General features: G+C 42.3%; 15 protein-coding genes. 3 read left to right on the forward strand and 12 right to left on the reverse strand.

Annotation, left to right across the window (positions count from 1 at the left end; translation table 11 throughout):
• Window positions 1–143: 143 nt before the first annotated feature.
• The 7 genes from FQV37_RS08270 to ffh all read right to left on the reverse strand — a co-directional run bounded on the left by FQV37_RS08270 (window position 144) and on the right by ffh (window position 6,691).
• Window positions 144–821, reverse strand: a complete 678-nt coding sequence (locus FQV37_RS08270; RefSeq protein ID WP_160022278.1) for a DUF4112 domain-containing protein — start codon at window positions 819–821, stop codon at window positions 144–146.
• On the reverse strand, window positions 814–1,731 hold the full coding sequence (gene ubiA, locus FQV37_RS08275) for a 4-hydroxybenzoate octaprenyltransferase (protein ID WP_160022279.1): 918 nt from the start codon (window positions 1,729–1,731) through the stop codon (window positions 814–816). Before ubiA ends, FQV37_RS08270 begins: the two co-directional genes overlap by 8 nt.
• A 130-nt stretch (window positions 1,732–1,861) precedes the next feature.
• Window positions 1,862–2,104: a hypothetical protein gene (locus FQV37_RS08280; RefSeq protein ID WP_160022280.1), complete on the reverse strand. Its 243-nt coding sequence runs from the start codon at window positions 2,102–2,104 to the stop codon at window positions 1,862–1,864.
• Window positions 2,105–2,192: 88 nt separating this feature from the next.
• Entirely contained in the window at window positions 2,193–3,092 is a 900-nt protein-coding gene (locus tag FQV37_RS08285) for a class I SAM-dependent methyltransferase (RefSeq protein ID WP_160022281.1), read from the reverse strand.
• A 65-nt stretch (window positions 3,093–3,157) separates the two neighbouring features.
• The gene (locus FQV37_RS08290) at window positions 3,158–4,000 is read right to left on the reverse strand and encodes an undecaprenyl-diphosphate phosphatase (protein WP_160022282.1); all 843 of its coding nucleotides are present in this window, start codon (window positions 3,998–4,000) and stop codon (window positions 3,158–3,160) included.
• A gap of 144 nt (window positions 4,001–4,144) precedes the next feature.
• Window positions 4,145–4,846 (reverse strand): tRNA (adenosine(37)-N6)-threonylcarbamoyltransferase complex dimerization subunit type 1 TsaB, encoded by a 702-nt coding sequence (gene tsaB / locus FQV37_RS08295; protein WP_160022444.1) that lies wholly within the window; start codon window positions 4,844–4,846, stop codon window positions 4,145–4,147.
• Window positions 4,847–5,146: 300 nt separating this feature from the next.
• Entirely contained in the window at window positions 5,147–6,691 is a 1,545-nt protein-coding gene (gene ffh / locus FQV37_RS08300; RefSeq protein ID WP_160022283.1) for a signal recognition particle protein, read from the reverse strand.
• Window positions 6,692–7,143: 452 nt separating this feature from the next.
• Between ffh and FQV37_RS08305 the strand changes: the two genes are divergently transcribed.
• The gene (locus FQV37_RS08305) at window positions 7,144–7,908 is read left to right on the forward strand and encodes a cytochrome C assembly family protein (protein ID WP_102091933.1); all 765 of its coding nucleotides are present in this window, start codon (window positions 7,144–7,146) and stop codon (window positions 7,906–7,908) included.
• A gap of 85 nt (window positions 7,909–7,993) precedes the next feature.
• On the opposite strand, the gene purU is transcribed toward FQV37_RS08305, so the two are convergent.
• Window positions 7,994–8,914: a formyltetrahydrofolate deformylase gene (gene purU / locus FQV37_RS08310; RefSeq protein WP_160022284.1), complete on the reverse strand. Its 921-nt coding sequence runs from the start codon at window positions 8,912–8,914 to the stop codon at window positions 7,994–7,996.
• A 211-nt stretch (window positions 8,915–9,125) separates the two neighbouring features.
• Window positions 9,126–16,934, reverse strand: coding sequence for a beta strand repeat-containing protein (locus FQV37_RS08315; RefSeq protein WP_160022285.1), 7,809 nt, complete (start codon window positions 16,932–16,934; stop codon window positions 9,126–9,128).
• A gap of 484 nt (window positions 16,935–17,418) precedes the next feature.
• Between FQV37_RS08315 and rpmB the strand changes: the two genes are divergently transcribed.
• Window positions 17,419–17,655 carry a 50S ribosomal protein L28 gene (rpmB, locus tag FQV37_RS08320; RefSeq protein ID WP_057761372.1) on the forward strand — a complete coding sequence of 79 codons (237 nt, stop codon included), beginning with the start codon at window positions 17,419–17,421 and terminating at the stop codon, window positions 17,653–17,655.
• Between the two features lie 128 nt (window positions 17,656–17,783).
• Entirely contained in the window at window positions 17,784–17,939 is a 156-nt protein-coding gene (gene rpmG, locus FQV37_RS08325; RefSeq protein WP_010201403.1) for a 50S ribosomal protein L33, read from the forward strand.
• A 185-nt stretch (window positions 17,940–18,124) separates the two neighbouring features.
• On the opposite strand, the gene FQV37_RS08330 is transcribed toward rpmG, so the two are convergent.
• The 3 genes from FQV37_RS08330 to FQV37_RS08340 form a co-directional block, all read right to left on the reverse strand.
• Window positions 18,125–18,436 carry a hypothetical protein gene (locus tag FQV37_RS08330; protein ID WP_101205798.1) on the reverse strand — a complete coding sequence of 104 codons (312 nt, stop codon included), beginning with the start codon at window positions 18,434–18,436 and terminating at the stop codon, window positions 18,125–18,127.
• Between the two features lie 221 nt (window positions 18,437–18,657).
• Complete coding sequence (locus FQV37_RS08335; RefSeq protein WP_057761376.1) at window positions 18,658–18,969, reverse strand: hypothetical protein; 312 nt, start codon at window positions 18,967–18,969, stop codon at window positions 18,658–18,660.
• Window positions 18,970–19,113: 144 nt separating this feature from the next.
• Window positions 19,114–19,512, reverse strand: coding sequence for a hypothetical protein (locus FQV37_RS08340; RefSeq protein ID WP_160022286.1), 399 nt, complete (start codon window positions 19,510–19,512; stop codon window positions 19,114–19,116).
• Window positions 19,513–19,523 lie beyond the last annotated feature (11 nt).

Raw genomic sequence — 19,523 nt, forward strand, 5'->3', positions numbered from 1 at the left:
AGTCTGAGGCGGCCTTTGTTTCAATGCCCTATTTAAAATCATAAAAAAGGCGGCAAACGTTATTATCGTTGCCGCTTTTTTCGTTTCTGTGTATTACTATGTACTGAATTGTCTCTACTGAGCTGTCTGATAAGTAATTATATTTACCCAAACCCAGTCGATTGCCCAAACATCCCAACCAACCAGCTTATCACTGTCCACAGCCCCCAGCCGACAAATACAATGACCAGCAGTCCAAGAAAGTCAGGGATGTGCAGATATAACCAAGCAACGATTGGATTGCGCCAAAAAAACCCAAAGCGGCTTTGCTGTTGCTTGTCTTCTAATGATTGGTGCAAAAACGGTCGATCCATATGCATGGTTTCGGTAATACCATACTCATGGTGTAAATGCTCATGCACTATACCCAGTGTCTTACGGCTAGGACGAATGAAAATATCTAATAGCGTACCAATGCCAGGTACGATACCAACGACCATATCAATAAGTGCCAATCTCACCGCTGGCGTCATTTTATGAGCGGGCACACCTAACTGACGCCCTAATATAAATGCATAACTGGTCAATGCCAATCCTGCCAAGTCTCCTGCTAGTGGAATGGTCGAAAGCGCGGCATCCGCACCCATTCCTTGCTTGGTAAAAGGCACTCGTACTAGCGAATCCATAGTATTGGCAAACTTTGCCAGTTTACGCTCAGTTGCGATAACTTGTTCGCGCGTCAGACCATGCTCCGCAAGTTTAGCTTGATAGTCTACGACTGACGCATTCGTATCAGACAGTTTCTTTGACTTGAACTTCAGCAATTTATCGAACTTATCCATTTAGCGTTGTCCATACGCAAGTGACTGCGATGAGCGCAAAGACATAGCGCCCTATCCAGATATTGGCCAAGAACGCCTGAAAGCAAGCCAAAGGGTTGCGACTGGCACAAGCGCTGTTCTGTTTGGCAAACATCATTGCAACTAGTGCCAATCCAAATACTGGGGTTACGCCTAATGTGGTCGGAGCAAAGTAATGCCACATAACCACGCCCATCATTAGCAAAAAGAGCATCTGTAATATCGAGATGATAATCACGTCATAACGACCGAATAGTATCGCTGTTGATTTCACGCCAATCTTTAAATCGTCCTCACGGTCAGCCATGGCGTACTGGGTATCATAGGCCACTGTCCAACACATATAGGCTAAGAATAGCAGCCAACACCAAATATCGGGAGCGCCTTGCACCGCCACATAGGACATCGGTATCGCCCATCCAAAAGCAGCTGCTAAAAATATTTGCGGCAGATGCGTATAGCGTTTCATAAATGGATAAATAAACGCCAATACAACGGCACCAAGCGACCAGTAGAATACGGCTATAGGTAGGAAAAATAGCAGACTGGCACTTAACAGTACCAGTACTAAAAATGCAGCAACAGCTTCTTTACCAGATAGACGTCCATCTGCTAATGGGCGACCTTTAGTGCGAGTCACATGACCATCTACTTTGCGATCCGCAAAGTCATTAATCGCACAACCAGCCGCTCGCATAAATATTGCACCAAGGGCAAATATCGCAAATACCTTGATACTTGGCAACGCTGCCGTCATTCCTTGCTGCTGCGCTTGACCCATTGCAGCAAGTAGTACGCCCCATAACGTTGGCCATAAGAGCAGCTCAATGCCGACTGGCTTGTCAAAACGGGTTAGCTGGATGTAGGCTTGTAGCTTGTCTTTAAATGTCATGGCTTTTTATTATCGTTAATTGAATACTTTTTATGTGCGCTTATATATTTCGCTCAGAACCACTAAATTAATTTTTGAGAGGGTTGGTTACTAAGTTTTAATGGACTAACTACTAAGTTTAATGGTCTGGCTACTGAATTTGTTGCCATAATTTATTCGCTTCGATCAGTGATAGCTCAGGATATTGCTTGCGCAAAGCTTTTAACGCTGGGACTTTGTCTTTTTGTGCTGCTTGTTGACGTAAAAATACCAGCTGCTCTTGTGGATTGCTCAGCTCTTTTAACCGTGCCTCAAGCCGAAGAATGCGAGTACGCAGCATTATATTAATCAACAGTAAAACTGCACCCATGACCCAAATGATTAACGTTGACATTCCTTGCTCCTAAATCCATTAACTTTGAACATATACGCTGATTAATTGCGTACATTTACACTCGTACATTCATTATCAACAGCAGCTATCAGACAAAATATCCATCAAAGCGTACGGCTTCATTATGCCAGCTTTCGCTAGCTGGCTCATCAGCGAGCAGCGGTGCAAACTGTGGACGCTTTACGACCACGCGACCTTGGCCTTGCGTACTTTGTTTGACAACGGCCTGTGCACTACTTAGTAGCTGTCGCTCTTCATCTAACGTTGGTGGACGAGCTAATTGATGCAGTGCTTGCATATGCTTACCGACTTTTGCCCCTTTACCTGTTTTGCTATCTTGATAGCTATCCTCTGGGAACATCGGATCCAAATAGACGACATCGATTGCCGTAGCGTTATCGGCTACTGTACCAGCCTCTAGATTCGCAAAATAACTGAGTGCATCAGCATTAATAATCTGTAGACGGCTCATGAGCTTTTGCCAATTGGGTAGCGCACTCATACGCTGCTGCTCTACAAGTAACAGCAATGCCATCAAAGGCTGCTGCTCAAGCATAGTGACTTGGGCACCAGTACTGGCCAATATTAAACTATCATGCCCAAAGCCAGCGGTTGCATCAATAACATGACTATCCGATGTGATTTTGGCCGCTTGTAATAGCAGCTCAGACTTACGACCAGCACTCACTACACGGCGCTGCAACTTGTCCCACTCAGGTGCCACACTAAGCCCATCACTTAACCATGATAGCTTGTCTTTATCATCTAATAATAAAATAAGCTGAGTAGATGCTTGGCTCAACTGCTGACGGCGCTTTTGAGTTAATTTCTCTGTAGCGACCTCTATATCTAAGATAATTGGTAATGTATGCTCAGCTATCAATGACTGTAGGTTCTCGACCTGTGCTTGCTGGCTGTCATTGACGTAGAATAACTGACAATGTACAACAGCACCTGTCTCGTCATACGTTTGGGGCACATCGGTCATAACCATCATCCTATTTGCTGCTTTTTTCACTATAAATTACTGGCGTGTTAAATCATAATGCAAATCTAGCTAGCCATTTGATAACCAAAGCCCCAAGCGGCGACCAACACGATAACACCCGTGATAATGCGCAACCAAGCAAAAATAGTAAAGTCACGGCGACTTACCCATGCCACGAGCAAGCGGATACAGAGTAACGCCACTACAAATGATACGATGGTTCCGATACCTAGCACCAGCCAGTCTTCACTGTTGGTCAGTACGTCACCATGTTTGACTAAGTCCAACAGTGCCGCGCCTACAATGACAGGAATACCCAAAAAGAAAGAAAACTCAGCAGAAGCCTTACGTGATACACCTAACCACAGCGCGCCAATAATAGTGGCACCTGAGCGTGACGTCCCTGGTATAAGAGCTAAACATTGGAACAAACCAATCATCAACGCAGTTTTTATGCTGACATCTTCCGCTTCTTCTGCAATGACCGTTTTAGGACGCTTTTCCACGTAAAATATCAGTAGACCGCCGATGATGAGCATAATAGCAACGACAATAGGATTGAATAAATACGCTTTGATTTCATCGGCAAAAGTAAAACCAACAATCATCACAGGGATAGTAGAGACAATCAGACTGAGTCCCAGCTGCCTAGGATTGGTCATGCCCTCTGCTTTACCAGTCAGCAAGCCCATCAGCGCTTGCCATAACCTACCCCAATAGTCATAAATCACTGCTAAAATAGCGCCAAGCTGTACCACCACGACAAATAAATCAACTTTTTCTTTGGTCCAAAACCCCATGACATCTGCTGATAAAATCAAGTAGCCCGTGCTAGAGATGGGTAAAAACTCAGTGATACCCTCAACGATACCCATGATGACAGCTTGAATTAATAAAATGATATCCACGGTGACTTTCCTAAAAATAGAGGAGCCCAAAAACAGGCTGAGCTAAGAACAGACCGATTGGCTGTCCTATATTAACGTTGATTTTGTATTGGTATGTGCTTGCTAAACACTAAAAAGCTGGCTGCAAAAAACATATTTATAAAGCTATGCTTTGCCTTGCTCTTTAAGTGTTTTCCAAGCTTGATTACGTAGATATTTTGGTAGAGCCTGTGCAGCCTCAGTACCACCAGACTTTGCAAACTGGGCTATACCAAGCTGTCCGATAATGACCGCATCTGGCCAAACATCTTCATGGCAAGCTTGCTGGTCATGTAGCGCTAATAGCGTCGCACCATTACCCGCAATAGGTAGGTTGAGCTCTGTTTGGCTATCATAATCTAATAGCTGTTCTGTACTGTCGCTACTATCATCCAATACTGGCTGCATGATACCGTGATCTGACTGATCATCTACAGCTACTTCATACTGTCCAAAATAGACCTGCTGCATACGCGCATCAAGGGCGCTGTATATATGTGTTAGACCGTATTTCTGATACGCACATTGTGCAATCGCTTGTAGACTAGAGACGCCCACACAAGGCAAGTCATGTGCGACCGATAGTGCCTGCACAACTGCCGTATTGATACGGATACCGCTAAATGCACCCGGCCCGCGATTGAATATCAAAGCCTGTATATCAGCAAGACCTAGCTGCGCCTCAGATAGTGCAACATCAATCATCGGTAAAATCTGCTGAGTCTGCTGGCGTTTACCTGTTTCGGTATGGCTCGACAGCACCTGCCCACTCGAATCTAAAATCGCGATCGAACACTGATCGAACACGGTATCCATTGCTAAAAACATCACAACCTCGGCTTATACTTTTGGCAGTCTAGGGCATGTCAGATTTTGATGAGTATTTACAATCATTATTAATGGTCATTATTAATCAATGTACTGCAAAAATCCTGACAGGGTAAAACAGCGCCTATCATAGCATTTAGGTCACAAAAATTTTATTACTTTCTACGTTTTCCACATTTTATTCATCGGTTATTATTCGTTGGTCGTAATTTAAGGCTAGCAATGAAAAAGCCCCAAAGCTTAATTGGCTTTGAGGCTTTGGATTTTTGAACAAGTGACTTAAAAATAAAAAATACTAATTTAGAAACGTGTTTTGAATTTTTTTGGCGCTTGGTTTTGCATGTCTTGCATTTGCTTTTGCATCTCTTCAGTGCTTGGCATGTTATTTGGATCAAGTCCCATCTGTTTTGCCATTTGCTCTGGGCTCACATCTTTAGCGCCACCTTGCTGACCGCCACCAAACAATGGACCGCCGCCACCGCCAGCACTACCGCCACCCATGAGCCCTTGCATAGACTTCATCATTTTACTGATGCCTTCAGGCTTTGAGATCATTTTCATCATTTTTGCCATTTGCTTGTGCTGCTTGAGCAAACGGTTAACATCTTGAATCTCACGGCCTGAACCTGCAGCGATACGGCGCTTACGACTTGGGTTAATCTTATCGGGGTTTTTGCGCTCAAATGGCGTCATTGAGTTGATCAACGCTTCCATCTCACGTACTTTTTCTTCTGGTTTGGCATCTTCGACGGCTTTTTGCATGTCTGAGCCGCCCATACCAGGCATCTTATCTAAGAAACCTGCCATACCGCCCATGCTCTTCATCTGCTGGAACTGAGTCAATAGATCCTCAAGGTCGAAGTCACCGCCCTTTTGCATCTTTTTCGCCATTTTTTCGGCTTTATCACGGTCAATTTTCTGCTCAACTTCTTCGACCAGACTCAGTACATCACCCATACCTAGGATACGCTGCGCGATACGCTCAGGGTGGAACAGCTCTAGCTCATCTAATTTTTCACCGCGGCCCAAGAACTTAATTGGCTTGCCGGTGATAGCACGTACAGAGAGCGCCGCACCGCCGCGAGCATCACCGTCAGTTTTGGTTAAGATAACACCCGTCAACGGCAACGCATCATTAAAAGCTTTTGCGGTATTGGCGGCATCTTGACCCGTCATGGCATCGACGACGAATAGCGTCTCAGATGGGTTAACCGCAGCCGTTAGCGCCTTAATCTCATCCATCATGGTATCGTCGATATGTAGACGACCAGCGGTATCAATGATCAGGATATCTTGATATTGGATTTTGGCTTCTTCTATCGCACGCTTTGCGATATCAATTGGATTCTCATCTGTGCTTGAGTTCACAAACTTAGCATTCACCTGACCGGCTACTTGCTCAAGCTGTTTGATGGCCGCTGGACGATAAACGTCGGCAGAGACTAGCATGACTTTTTTCTTTTGGCGCTCTTGTAAATATTTGGCCAACTTACCAGCTGTAGTCGTTTTACCCGCACCTTGCAAACCCGCTAGCAAATAAACAACAGGCGGCTTACCTGTCATCTCTAACTGCTGATTGGCGCTGCCCATCATTTCGGTCAGCTCGTCGTGTACGATTTTGACAAATGCTTGACCTGGCGCTAACTCTTTTAGCACCTCAGCACCAAGCGCTTGTTCTTTTACGCGTTTTACAAAATCACGAGTGACAGGCAACGCCACATCAGCTTCTAACAACGCCATACGCACTTCACGTAGCGTGTCTTTGATATTGTCTTCGGTCAACTGTCCGGTACCGACGATGTTACGTAGGCTCGACGATAAGCGTTCTGTTAAGGTATCAAACATAAATAACTCTCAATTAAAATGGTTTTCAATTAAATAATACGCAATGAAAATAACTCTAAATCAAACCATTAAAATGGTTCGTAAATAATATTAGGATACGCTATAAGATATTAGGATATTGCATGACAAGGGACATGATAAAAGAATTATATTATCAATACTATAGCATTAACATGGCTCAAAACTTATAGTCGTTTCGCAAAGGACACAGCGATTATAATTGTAGTCAACTTTTTATAGATGACATATTTTATGTTTTGCGCTATGCAGCACTTCTGATCATTTATAAGTTATAAGCAAGATGGTGCTCAATTGGCACCCATTTTATGATAAATTGGACGATTATTCTAATCATTCTGATAATACCACTTTAGCGACACATTGAGCGGCAGTTTATGCTCAGTATAAGATGAGGCTTTTTATCTGTGCACTTTGCATTCTTACTTGCTAGCATGGCTTATATCTTAGTCAGCATCCATATTGGTTGGGCGCTGGTTCAGGACAAACCTATCCACAAAAGCCTCAGTTTGGGCTTATTGCTGGTCGGCATGGCGGCACATGCGGCACTGCTATATCCATACGTTGTGACGCTGTATGGTTTAAATTTCAACTTATTTAATATCATCAGTCTGACCAGTTTATTTTTCTTATTCTTTTATCTATTGTTCTGTTTATATCGCCCTATTCTTAGCCTTGGTATTTTGGCTGCACCCACTGCGCTAATAGGTATGACGGTCGGTTATGTCGGCCGCGCCCCTTATCAACCACTAACGGATGTCAGTATCGGACTTGAAATCCATATCATATTATCATTAGCTGCCTATTGTGTGCTGTTGATGGCTGCGGTACAAGCGCTATTTTTACGGCTACAAATACGTGAGCTCAAGCATCATACCATTCATCGCTTTTGGGTCAATAAACTACCCTCCTTGCAAAGTATGGAGAGTTTATTATTCGATATGCTATTGGTTGGCTTTGTATTGCTAAGTATCGCACTGGGGATTGGGTTTATCTATGTACAAGACTTGATGGCGCAGCATATTGTGCATAAGACTGTTTTTAGTCTACTGTCGTGGTTATTATTTGGTGTGCTACTATTCGGTAACTGGCGTGCAGGCTGGCGAGGCAAACGTGCGGCTAATATCACTATTTATGCTTTTATCCTATTAGCCATTGGCTTTGTTGGTAGCAAGTTCGTCTTAGAAATGCTCCTATAAAATATATGTTCAAAAAAAGGCGGTCAGTAACTGTTGCTACTGACCGCCTTTTTTACATTTTTAGCCGACTCACTACTAATTCTTCTTAGTTAAATACGACTGTCTTATTACCCGCCACAATCACACGGTTTTGCACATGCCAGTTTACAGCACGTGCTAATACGTTGCGTTCGATATCACGGCCGATAGCACGCAACTCTGTCACCCCTTGGCGATGCGTCACACGGTGTACATCTTGCTCAATGATAGGCCCTTGATCAAGCTCAGCTGTGACATAATGCGCAGTTGCTCCAATAAGCTTAACGCCTTTATCGTAAGCTTGACGATAAGGATCTGCACCCACAAACGCAGGTAAGAATGAATGATGAATATTGATAATCTGCATCGGCCAACGTTTGACGAAATCTGATGACAATATCTGCATATAGCGCGCCAATACTAACAAGTCGTTACCTGCCATCAACTTATGAATCTGCTCTTCTGCCTCTGCCTTATTGTCTTTGGTCACTGGCACATGATGAAAAGTAATGCCAAAGTTTTGTACTGCTTGCTTTAAATCAGGATGGTTGCTGACCACGCAAGTAATCTCGCAATCGAGCAATCCACGCTGATGTCGCCATAATAAATCTAACAACGCATGATCAAATTTAGATACCAAAATACCAACTTTAGTCTTCGTTGCATTATTATGTAGACGCCAATCCATATCGTGACGCTTGGCAACCGTATGCGCAAAGCTGGCTTCAAAATTCTCGATAATATCGCTTAATCCTGCCAAGGCAAACTCTAAACGCATAAAATATTGACCACCTTCATGCGCTGTTGAATACTGGTCAAGCGTAATGATATTAGCACCATAACGATGAATAAATTCAGAGACTGCCTGTACGATACCCGCTTGATCTTTGCATTTGATGAGCAGCGTGGCTGTATCAATAGCGCTAGGAATCTGTTTGCTCTGAGAAGCTATGGTCGATAATGAAACCGTTTTAGTGTTGTCTGACATAATTCGCCCAATATAAAAAATGATGACTTATCGCTGAAAAATTGCTGACAGCATAGTAAACCGGTTATTTTAATCTTTTTTGCAATATTTTGCTGAGCGAGTTGGTTGTTTTTGGTTATTTAAGGTGATTTGGTTGTTTAGAAAGATAAAGCAAAAACCCCCGACATGTGGTCAGGGGTTTTAAAATATCACTTTTCAGTATTTGGCAATGTTATTCGACTTTTATAGTTCTGGTAAAACCTGCTCCATTACTCACGACGCCTAACGTAGCTCCCAATTCAAACGCTTGATTAAAGTCTACAATAAAGCTGTTGTAACCTTGCGATTGTGCATTTGGACTGACACCATTGATCGATACTGCATAGCTTGGCTGATATGGTGAAAGTATCACTTTCGTAGTATCTTTTTCAGCATCGATATTAACACTCAAGCTATTCACACAAGTTGCGTTACCTGGACCAAATGGGCTAGCGTCTGCGATCCAAGGGCTGAATAAGGTATCACCAGAGATATCCAAGTCACCATCCAAGTATGGTAGCGAATAATTCAGGCTTTGGGTATTTTCACTACCATTCAGGAAAGTTGATGCGTCGAACCTTACTTTTACCCAGTTTGAATAACGGATGGGATAGCGAACTTGGAAATCAGCACGTCCCTCTGCATCAGTGACAAACGAATAACCATCTTCAGCAAATGTCCCACCAATGATAGCAACTGGGTTAATTGTATCCAGTACACCATTGTTATTTACATCATCGTCATTATCCAAGATGTAATTATACTCTGGACTGTCTTCACTCGTAATCCAGTTAGACCGTAACAAAATGGCAGATTTTTCAGAGAATGTTTTAGGTTCTGGCGTACTGATGTTACCTTCTCCATCTACTGTATTAGCCCCTTGATACGAAGTGCTACTATCTAGCAGACACACGCGACCTTGTGCATACTCTACTGCGTAAGACTTGATAGATACCTCTTTGTTGGCCACGGCTTGTCCTGAGCCATCCATAACCGATATCGAGCCATTAACTGTATAGTAGATGTCGTCAGAAGATATTTTATTAGCAAACGTCAATGTTGTATAAACAGCATCTTTTGATACGGTAATATTAGTGGACTTGCTACCAATATTATTAGGGTCATTCAATAGTCGAGCGTTGAGTGTCACACCATTAATCGGTGAGCTGGCGTTTGCCAAATACACTACACGTGCTTGACCTTTGCTATCAGTGATAGCAGTTGCAGCAGATAGCCTTCCTGCTGAAGAATCGGAAGCACGGCTAAAGACGACTGTTTGCCCTTCGACTGGTACATCATTTTTATCTTTGACGGTTGCGACAAGCTCCGTACTGCTACCTGGTGTGATAACTGATCTTACAGCTTGGAACAGTACCTTAGCTGGCGTAGTAGCTCTAAAACGTGTGTCTACGGTTGTTTGATACTTAAGACTACCCGCAGTACCTGTAGCGAATATACCTAGTACTTTAGCCTCTAGTACTGCTGTACCTGCCAACTCAGACGTTAGCTTCACAGGAACTGTAATCGTATAGCCATTTGCAGCTATATCAGTAGCTCTGATTCTTCTTGTAAAAATGACATCATTGTTGCCACTGCCATTATTAAACTGCCCAATAGTCGTTTGCACTTCAATAGTCTCACCAACCAGACTTTGTGCTAATTCTGGACTATCAGCACGAATTTGGACATTGATAGTTTGCTGCTCATTAACATCGTAAACGTCTTCAATATCGATGAAACTAATACCCGCTTGCGATACCTTAACCAAATCAATGCTACTGGTACTACGCTGAGTGGTCAGCTCTCGCTCACCCGCTGCTCTCACGAAGACACGTAAGTTACCATTGCTATCAAAGCTCAAATCATTTTCGTTGATTGTAAAGCTAGCTTTACCTTCTGAATCGGTGGTCGCGGTTGCATCACTAGCAATAAGGTTGCCGTCAGTATCAATGAGCTCTACGTTGGCATTTGCAATCGCAAGTCCCGTTCCATCAGTTAAAGTAGAAGACAGGGTGGTTGTACTGTTATCTTTGAGATTTTTTTCAGATGCTGTAAGGGTAAGTGTTGTGCCAATTGCAGATAAGCTCAGAGACTTTTGTTCCCGCACTTCCATATTGACAGTACCGTTAGCATCATATTGCGGCGTGACGATTTTAGCATTAATCACGACACTATGATTGAGGCGAGCATTGATACTATTAGCTGCTAACAATACACCTACGTCAACCCGACCACTACTATCACTCACAACTGTACTAGATGTAGTCAACGCAGCACCGCTTGCTTCTAAGTTTTCAATACTCAGCTGTATTGGCACTCCTGATAAAACACCACCATTACTATCTGTCACTCGGAAGGTCGCATTAGTCTGATCGCCACCAGTATTCAAAGTAGACTTATCAGAAGACGCTATTAGCTGATAGCTATCGATCGTAGCGGTATCTACTGCAACGATATAGTTTTGTACTAATGAAGTGTTTTCGGCAGTTGTTGTGGTCGCTGTTAATCGAATACCAGCTTCTAACGTTGCTTGGTTAACGTTAGCCCCATCTTCAAGAGTTAAGTTAAAGGTAGCTACGCCATCACTATTGGTAGTAGCAGTACCGTTCGAGATACTGACACCCGTTTTTATAGGGTCATCAACGTTTAAAGTAACTTGACGATTGGCAATAGCACCGTCTGTATTTTCTAAACGAACAAACACTTTGAACGTATCACCTTTGGTATTGACGACTTTATTTGCACCAATAGTAAGACTTTCAGTCGTACCGCTTGGATCAGGAGTTAGTGTCTTAACAGTACTGATTTTTGTAGCAATATTATCATTCTCATCAGTAGCTGAAAATACGACTTTGAAGCTACTACCAATGGCTGATTTTTGCGCATTCGTTAGTCCAGCTGGTACAGCAAGTGTGAAGCTCGCTTTACCTGAGTCATTCGTGGTTTGCGTACCACTGGTTACCAATCTAACCCCTTGAGCTGCAACAGCAGCAGGAAGCGCTAAATAAACCTGCTTATCCGCAATGACATTGTCCTTGCTGTCTTGGGCTATTACCTCAACCTGAGTCTCACCACCATTTAGATTTAGTGAATTTGGTGTGATAGCTATTAAATCAATAGCCGCTTTGGTTGACTGTATATTGAACTGAATATCTTGTTTTTTACCCGTCAATGTCTCAGTTAAGGTAGCCGTTAACTTTTGGTTTTTGAGTGTCGCTTTTTGCTCTGCAGTTAAGTTGCTTGGCACAATAACCGTAAAACTCGCTGCACCCGTAGCGCTGGTTTCGACAATATTATTATTTACACCCGGCTTACCGTTTACAGTTAATAATGCTGCTAACTCTTTATTCGCAAATTCTAATTGGATAGGCTGACCACTGATGCTTATATTGGTATTCCGAGTACTTAATCCAGCGTTCACCACAGCCGTATCACCTTCCCCATTCAATGTATAAAAAGGACGATTATTAATAAGGTTTGGTGAATTTAGTACTGTCAGATCAACTGCTGGCGTTAGTACATCTACTTTTGTGATAGTAGATGTATAAGTTTCCTCTTTTTCGACATACGACAGCTGGTAGTTAATACCTACACGCTTCAGTTCGGTACGCTCTGCTGCGGTTAGCCCTTTTGGAATAGTAACAATAAATGTCGTCTCACCACTAAAATCAGTAGTCGCTGTCGTTTGATTGACTGTAACGCCATAATCGAGTGCGGCTTTACCCAATTGAATAGCAACTGCTTGCCCTTTAACTGCTGTTTGATTGGCTTTATTTGATAGCTTAATGCTAATAGTGCCTTGACCACCAAGCTCACTAATAGAAGGCGTGATGATCTCGCTAAATTCTAAGCTAGTAACCGGCTGTACGACATCAATTTTGTTTTCAATTTTTGCTTCTGTACCATCGCTATCCGTCAAGGTAGCGGTATAAGCAATATCCGACGCCACCAACGACGCACGCTCGTCCTCATTGAGATCTTGGCTTAGATTTACGGTGAATACAGCATTGCCAGCTTCATTGGTTGTTTGTTCATTACCTTGGATACTAACGCCTGCCACATCCTTAATCACAAGCTTGACGTTTTTACCAGCTGCAACACTACCGTTAGTCAGTTTCGCAGATACTTGAATCGTAAACTGCTTGTCTGTGACAGTGACCACCTTAGGTGAGCTGATAGAAGTCAATTTAATATCGCTCTTTTCTGCAACCGAGCTAATTTTTACAAGTGAGCTGCTAATGCTGCTGCTCGCACCTGAATCTTCGACTGCCTTAGCAGTTAGTACAAAATCTTTGATCACTTCTAGCGCGTCTTTCTGTTTCTGCGTCAAGCCTGCTGGAACCCGAACCGTATAGCTCACCATACCTTTACTATCAGTCACTTGCTCAGAGCTTCCTTCGATACTTAGTAGACCTTGTTCGGTTAAAGCACTAGGTAAGCTTGCTATTACTTTTTGACCTGTAATAGCACCACCGTTTTTATCATTGACACGGAAGCTAATGATAGCGCTGCCACCTGAGCTTGACAACTGAACTTTATCACTAGTGCCAAAGTTGATCTGATACTGTGCTGCCGGAATAATGACAGAAGCATTGTATCCACTGGTCACTACACCATCAGTATCCGTCAAGCTTACTGCATAATTGATACCTGACTTCACTAGTGCTTCACGTTGAGCTTGAGTCAAATCTTGACTTATCTCTACAGTGAATGTCACATTGCCCGACGCATCTGTTTTTTGCTCGTTATCTTTAATAGTCATGCCTGATACATTATTAAGCGCTAGCTTAACGACTTTATCAGCTGCAGCGCTGCCATCTTTACGCTTACCTGATACGTTGATCGTGAACTGGTCTTTTAGAACATTCACTACCTTAGGGTTAGTCTCTGAAGTTAATACTGTCAAACTTGACTGAACTTTATTGCTTATGCTGATAGGCGTACTAAGAGCGCTGGTACTAGCGCCTGAAGTCTCGACTAAGTTGGCTGTCAGGAAAAATCCACTGGCTTTTTCTAAAGCTGCTTTTTGTGTAGCCTCTAATCCAGTAGGGATACGAATAGTATAACTTACGATACCTTTGTCATCTGTTGTCTGCGCAGCCGCACTATCTAAAGTCAATAACCCAGAGTCAACTAAAGATTTTGGTAGACTGACTCTGACTTTTTGATTATTTATAACACCGCCGTCCTTATCATTCACTCGGAAGCTCACAATAGTACTACCACCTGAGCTTGATAGTTGTGCATTACTATTACTGCCAAAGTTGATTTGGTACTCGGAACTCGGGACAGAGGCTTTTACACTGTAGTTTTCAGTGGCAATACCATCGTCATCAGTCAATGTAGCTGTATAAGCAATACCTGTTTTTGCAAGTGCTTTGCGCTGTTCTAAGGTCAATGCTTGGTCTATATTCACGGTAAAGACTGCATTACCAGCACTGTTTGTGGTTTGTTCACCACCTTCAATACTAATGCCTTTTATATTATTAATGGCAAGCTTCACGGTTTTACTGGCGACCGCACTACCGTCTGGACGCTTGGCAGTTACCTGAATCGTAAACTGGTCTTTTAAAACGTTTACGACGCTAGGTGTGGTTTTTGCTGTCAGAATAGTCTTGCTCTTACTAGGGTCAGCAGTCACTAAGACGCGATTACTGCTAGTATTAATACTGGCACCTGAGGACTCAACCAGACGAGCAGTTAATACAAACTCACCTGCTTTTTCGAGCTCTGCTCTTTGTGTGGCAGACAGCCCTGCAGGAATGCGTACCATGTAACTTACGTTACCCTGAGCATCAGTTACTTGACTTGCAGCACTCTCAAGCGTTATTAAACCTTTCTGCGTCAAGCTGCTAGGTAGACTCGCTGTTACAGTTTGGTTGGCAATGACGCCACCATTTTTATCATTAACGCGGAAGCTTAAAGTCGTAACACCACCAGTGCTTAACAGTTTTTCACTAGTACTGCTTCCAAAGTTTAACTTATATTCAGCTACTGGAATAATAACTGGTGCTTTGTATTGCTCGGTGGCTACGCCATCTTCATCTGTTAATGTGATCGTATAAGGAATACCAGACTTCACTAACGCTTCACGCTGGGCTGTGGTTAAATCTTGGCTTACATTGATGGTGAATACTGCATTGCCTGATACATCCGTAGTCTGCTGGTTACCTTGAATACTCACACCTGCTACATTGGTGATCGTCAATTTCACTTCTTTCTCAGATGCAGCACTACCATCCGGACGCTTACCTGCAACTTGTATTTGGAATTGATCCTTCAATATATTGACCGCACTAGGAATATTTTTCACAGTTAGGATCGTTTCACTTTCAGCCGTTACTTGGATACGCTCACTGTTGATGCTGCTACTGGCTCCTGATGTCTCAGTAACTTTAGCTGTCAAGATAAAGCCACCAATACCTTCTAGCTTGGTTCTTTGTGCAGCACTCAAATTGGCTGGCACACTAACATTGTAACTAACCATACCCTTACTATCAGTTACTTGGGCAGCGGCACTGTCTAAAGTTAAAAGGCCAGTATTTACAAGCTCTTGAGGTAGGCTGGCATTTACTTTTTGATTGGCAATTGCTCCACCATTTTTGTCATTGACACGAAAGCTAATAACAGCTTCGCTACCAAAACTAGAGATTCTACTTTTATTTTTTGTCGCAAACTTTATTTGATACTGAGAATCAGGGATATATGCTTCATTACCATAAGTGTCTGCGGTTACTGCACGATTAGGCTCTGATAAAACCACAGTGTAATTCACACCTTTCTCTACAATTTCTTTACGCTGCTCTGTAGTCAATGTAGAAGCTATGATTAGACTGACCATTGCTTTACCAGTAACATCAAAGGTAAGAGCCTCTGTACTAAGCCTGACTCCAGCTATCGAATTATTAAGTTTGATAGTGGCTTTCGCGCCATCGATATTCGTCGGTACTTTAGAGTTTTTGGCAGTAGCTGTAACAGTTAGAGGTTGCTCATCTCCATAAGCATTGAGCAATTCATCTCTACCTTCCACATTCAACACATAATCAGAGGTAGGCAGTCCTATAGATAAATTACCAGTTTCTTGCTTAGTCGCCCCACTTTGCTCTTGGATGCTAATAGCATATGCAATACCTTCTCCTATTAATAAAGCATCGCGCTCAGCTTTTGGAAGATTTTCATCTACCTTTACGTTGAAAACCGCAATACCATCTATATTTGTGGATTTGCTATTACCGCCTATGATAGAAATGCCTTTGATACTATCAATGCCCAAACCAACCGCTACGTCTTTGACGCGAGCACCCTTGCTATTTTTGGCAATCACACTGAGAGTTGCTGTATCACCATATACATTTAAGACGTTATTGGAGACCGAACTGGTAGTCAATGATGTACTTATATCAAGCTCACTTTCAACAATTTGAGTCCCATCTCCACTACCTTCTCTACTAACGGAGACTTTTAGCTCCTGCGGTGCAACAGCTGTACCATCTGCTTTGTTAGCAGTGGCCATTAAGGTAAAGCCGTTTGCGATTAACGCATCTTTATCTACAACTGCCTGTGGGTTAAGCTTTAGCGTGTATACTGCATTACCATCACTATCAGTCACTTGAGTACTTTGACCTTCGATAGTGATACCGTTGGTTTCGGAGCTCACTACTTTTAATGTCACTGCTTTGCCAACCATCGCACCACCTGAGCTTACTTCAGCTGCCTTTACAGTAACCGTAAAAATTGCTTGCTCGTCAGATAGCTCGATAATGGTAGGCGCTGTACTAAGTTTTTGTAAAAAGAAATCAGCCTCAACATCTGGTACTTGTTCACCGCCGTCACTCCCACTACCATCTGTTCCAGGCTGCGTAACTCCCAAATCAGGTGCTGGTGCAACAGAGTCTACGGTGTCACCATCACCGCCTCCACCACAACCTGCTAATGCTAATGCGCAAGTCAAAGAAGTGAGCTGAAACAACTTAGAAGTAAGGGGTAGAGAGCTGTATGACATGTTTTGACTCCGCATGAGCAGTAATTTATCTGAGCAAATAAGCAAAAAATCATTACCCAGAATCAAAAGAGATTGGTAATGATACATAGATTTACAGTAATACTGGCGTATTAACAGATTGTATTAAATATATAACAGCAACTTTACTGACTTTTGTTATAACTTACAACTAAAAATTAATCTTTACTATTAAACAATCAACAACATAGAGCACTCATTTCAGGGTATAATAGCCCTCCTTTAATTCGACAGTTATTGTAAAAATATTTGAGTATTCATCTGTTTTATGGTATAAATGTCGGCTTTAAAATTTTCTGAATTGGTCAGCCTGTTATTTGCCTTTAGATAACAGCAAAACCAGCTCAACCTTCATATAGTTTTGTTTGGTGCAAAGCTGCCGCTTGCTGTGTCCATGCCGCAAAAACGTGCAACTTGCCCAGACTGGTATGAGAAAAACTCATACCTCATAGATTAGGAGTTCGCCATGTCTCGAGTTTGCCAAGTGACTGGAAAGCGCCCTATGGTGGGTAATAATGTTTCGCATGCAAACAACAAAACCCGTCGTCGCTTTCTACCAAACCTTCACAACCATCGTTTTTGGGTAGAGTCTGAAAACCGCTTTGTACGTCTACGTGTGTCTACCAAAGGTATGCGCATCATTGACAAACTTGGTATCGATAAAGTGTTAGCGGATCTACGCGCACAAGGTCAAAAAGTTTAAGTTAAAAATAGCAGCTGGGTGATGACTCTCATCATTTAGGCTGCTGTTTTGCTACATTAATTGTGGCAACTCATTCTTTGAGACACGTACCTATCGTTTGAAGACCCCTCATTTACAGGAAAGCTATCATGAGAGATAAAATTAAATTAGTATCAACAGCTGGTACTGGGTATTACTACACCACTACTAAAAACAAGCGCACTATGCCTGGTAAAATGGAAATCAAAAAGTTTGATCCAAAAGTACGCCAGCATGTGATCTTTAAAGAAGCTAAAATCAAATAACTGCCATCATTTGTAGAAGGCATTTTTATAAATACTTTCTATAAAGAGGTTATTTGAACAAAAAAAGGGTTTATCAATTGATAAACCCTTTTTTTATGGTTTTAGTTTAATATTACTAAGCTATATCTTCAGTCATTCGCCTTGACCAGTATTTACTTTAACTGGTGCTCAAAAATAACCAAAGATTAGCTGTAGTGTGTTGGTTCTTTATCATATACATGCGCATGCCACTTACTCATTTGCTTTTGCATAATGACCTGAATCGCAGCATGAATCATGTGTTGACCAATGGCTTGAGTGTCACTACCAAGTAGCTCTTTTAGCTTGTCAGAAAAATCAATAGTCATTAGCGGTGCTTCGTCTTGTTCAGCATCACGCAACAACAATCTACCATCATCTGCTTCCACCAACTCTAACGTGGTTTCTTTGGCAAATCCTGCAAATTGATCGCTACTCTCGTTATCTACTTCTATATCATTATCGATATCGTATGGCATTAATGTGTTCCTTATTATCCCGTTTAGTACTGGTAGAGAAACTAGTCATTGCAAAGCAGTCATTTCTTAAAAATAAACTCATTCGGCAAATCTATCGTCTTACAGTAACGCGGGTAAATCTGTCTTACTCATACAATGGACGCTTTAACATTGAAATTCAAGGGCTGTCACATAAGTCTTCGCTATAAAAGCAAACTTGAATGCCATGTCATTTGTATATATTAGTGCCAATAACGCAACTTTCCTAATGTAAATAAGAAGGCCACAAACATTCCAAGGTAATAAACCAGCTTTAGCTCAAGGCTAGGATCACGATACTTAAATGGCAGTGCAACGGTGGCCGTCGCAGTAGGCAATATCAGCAGCATAAGCAGCCAGTTTTCAATGACATTTAGCCAACCTTGTAAATCGGTTCCGTGACGTAATGACGCCAATCCCATTAATAAACAAGCGATAATTAAGCTGGTAAATAAGCCATTTGGTAAGTCTTTAGGATAGATAATTTTAGCAATACTGGCTGGTACGATTCTCATATAAAATTCCAGTCATGCTTGTAGAACATGGCTTAATGATTAAAAAATATAAAATATTACGACGTTATGTAAGCGCGAATAAACAATATAAGCATGAATAAACGATACAGGCGCGAAAAAGCATTATATTTACAGCGAAACAACTTAACTGTAAGTGCCCATCAGCCATAGCATTGATATACAAGAGGTCAAATAACCCAAACTAATCGCATTCCAACTCTCGATATGCAGGCCTTTAACTTTATTAAGTATGCGAGAACCTACCCAAAAGAACAGCGGAATACCTAACATAAATGCAGGCACAATGACCGCTGCATGACGCAGCACGGTTTCGACATCATCACCCACCATCAGGCGAAAGCCATAACCTGCCAAACTAAGTACAAGTGCAAACATCGCTAAGCCAATGGTAATGCCTCTAGGTACCAAACTGCGCTGCGGTGTTTCACTATCAAGTGCTTGCCTAGCCTGCTGGTTCAGCGCTTCATGAGAGCTTATTTGCTCAGAGGGCACTGTTGAACGGCTAGAATTATTTGTGTCCATATTTCACCTTT

Source organism: Psychrobacter nivimaris (assembly GCF_009812035.1).
GTDB classification, from domain to species: Bacteria; Pseudomonadota; Gammaproteobacteria; order Pseudomonadales; family Moraxellaceae; genus Psychrobacter; species Psychrobacter nivimaris.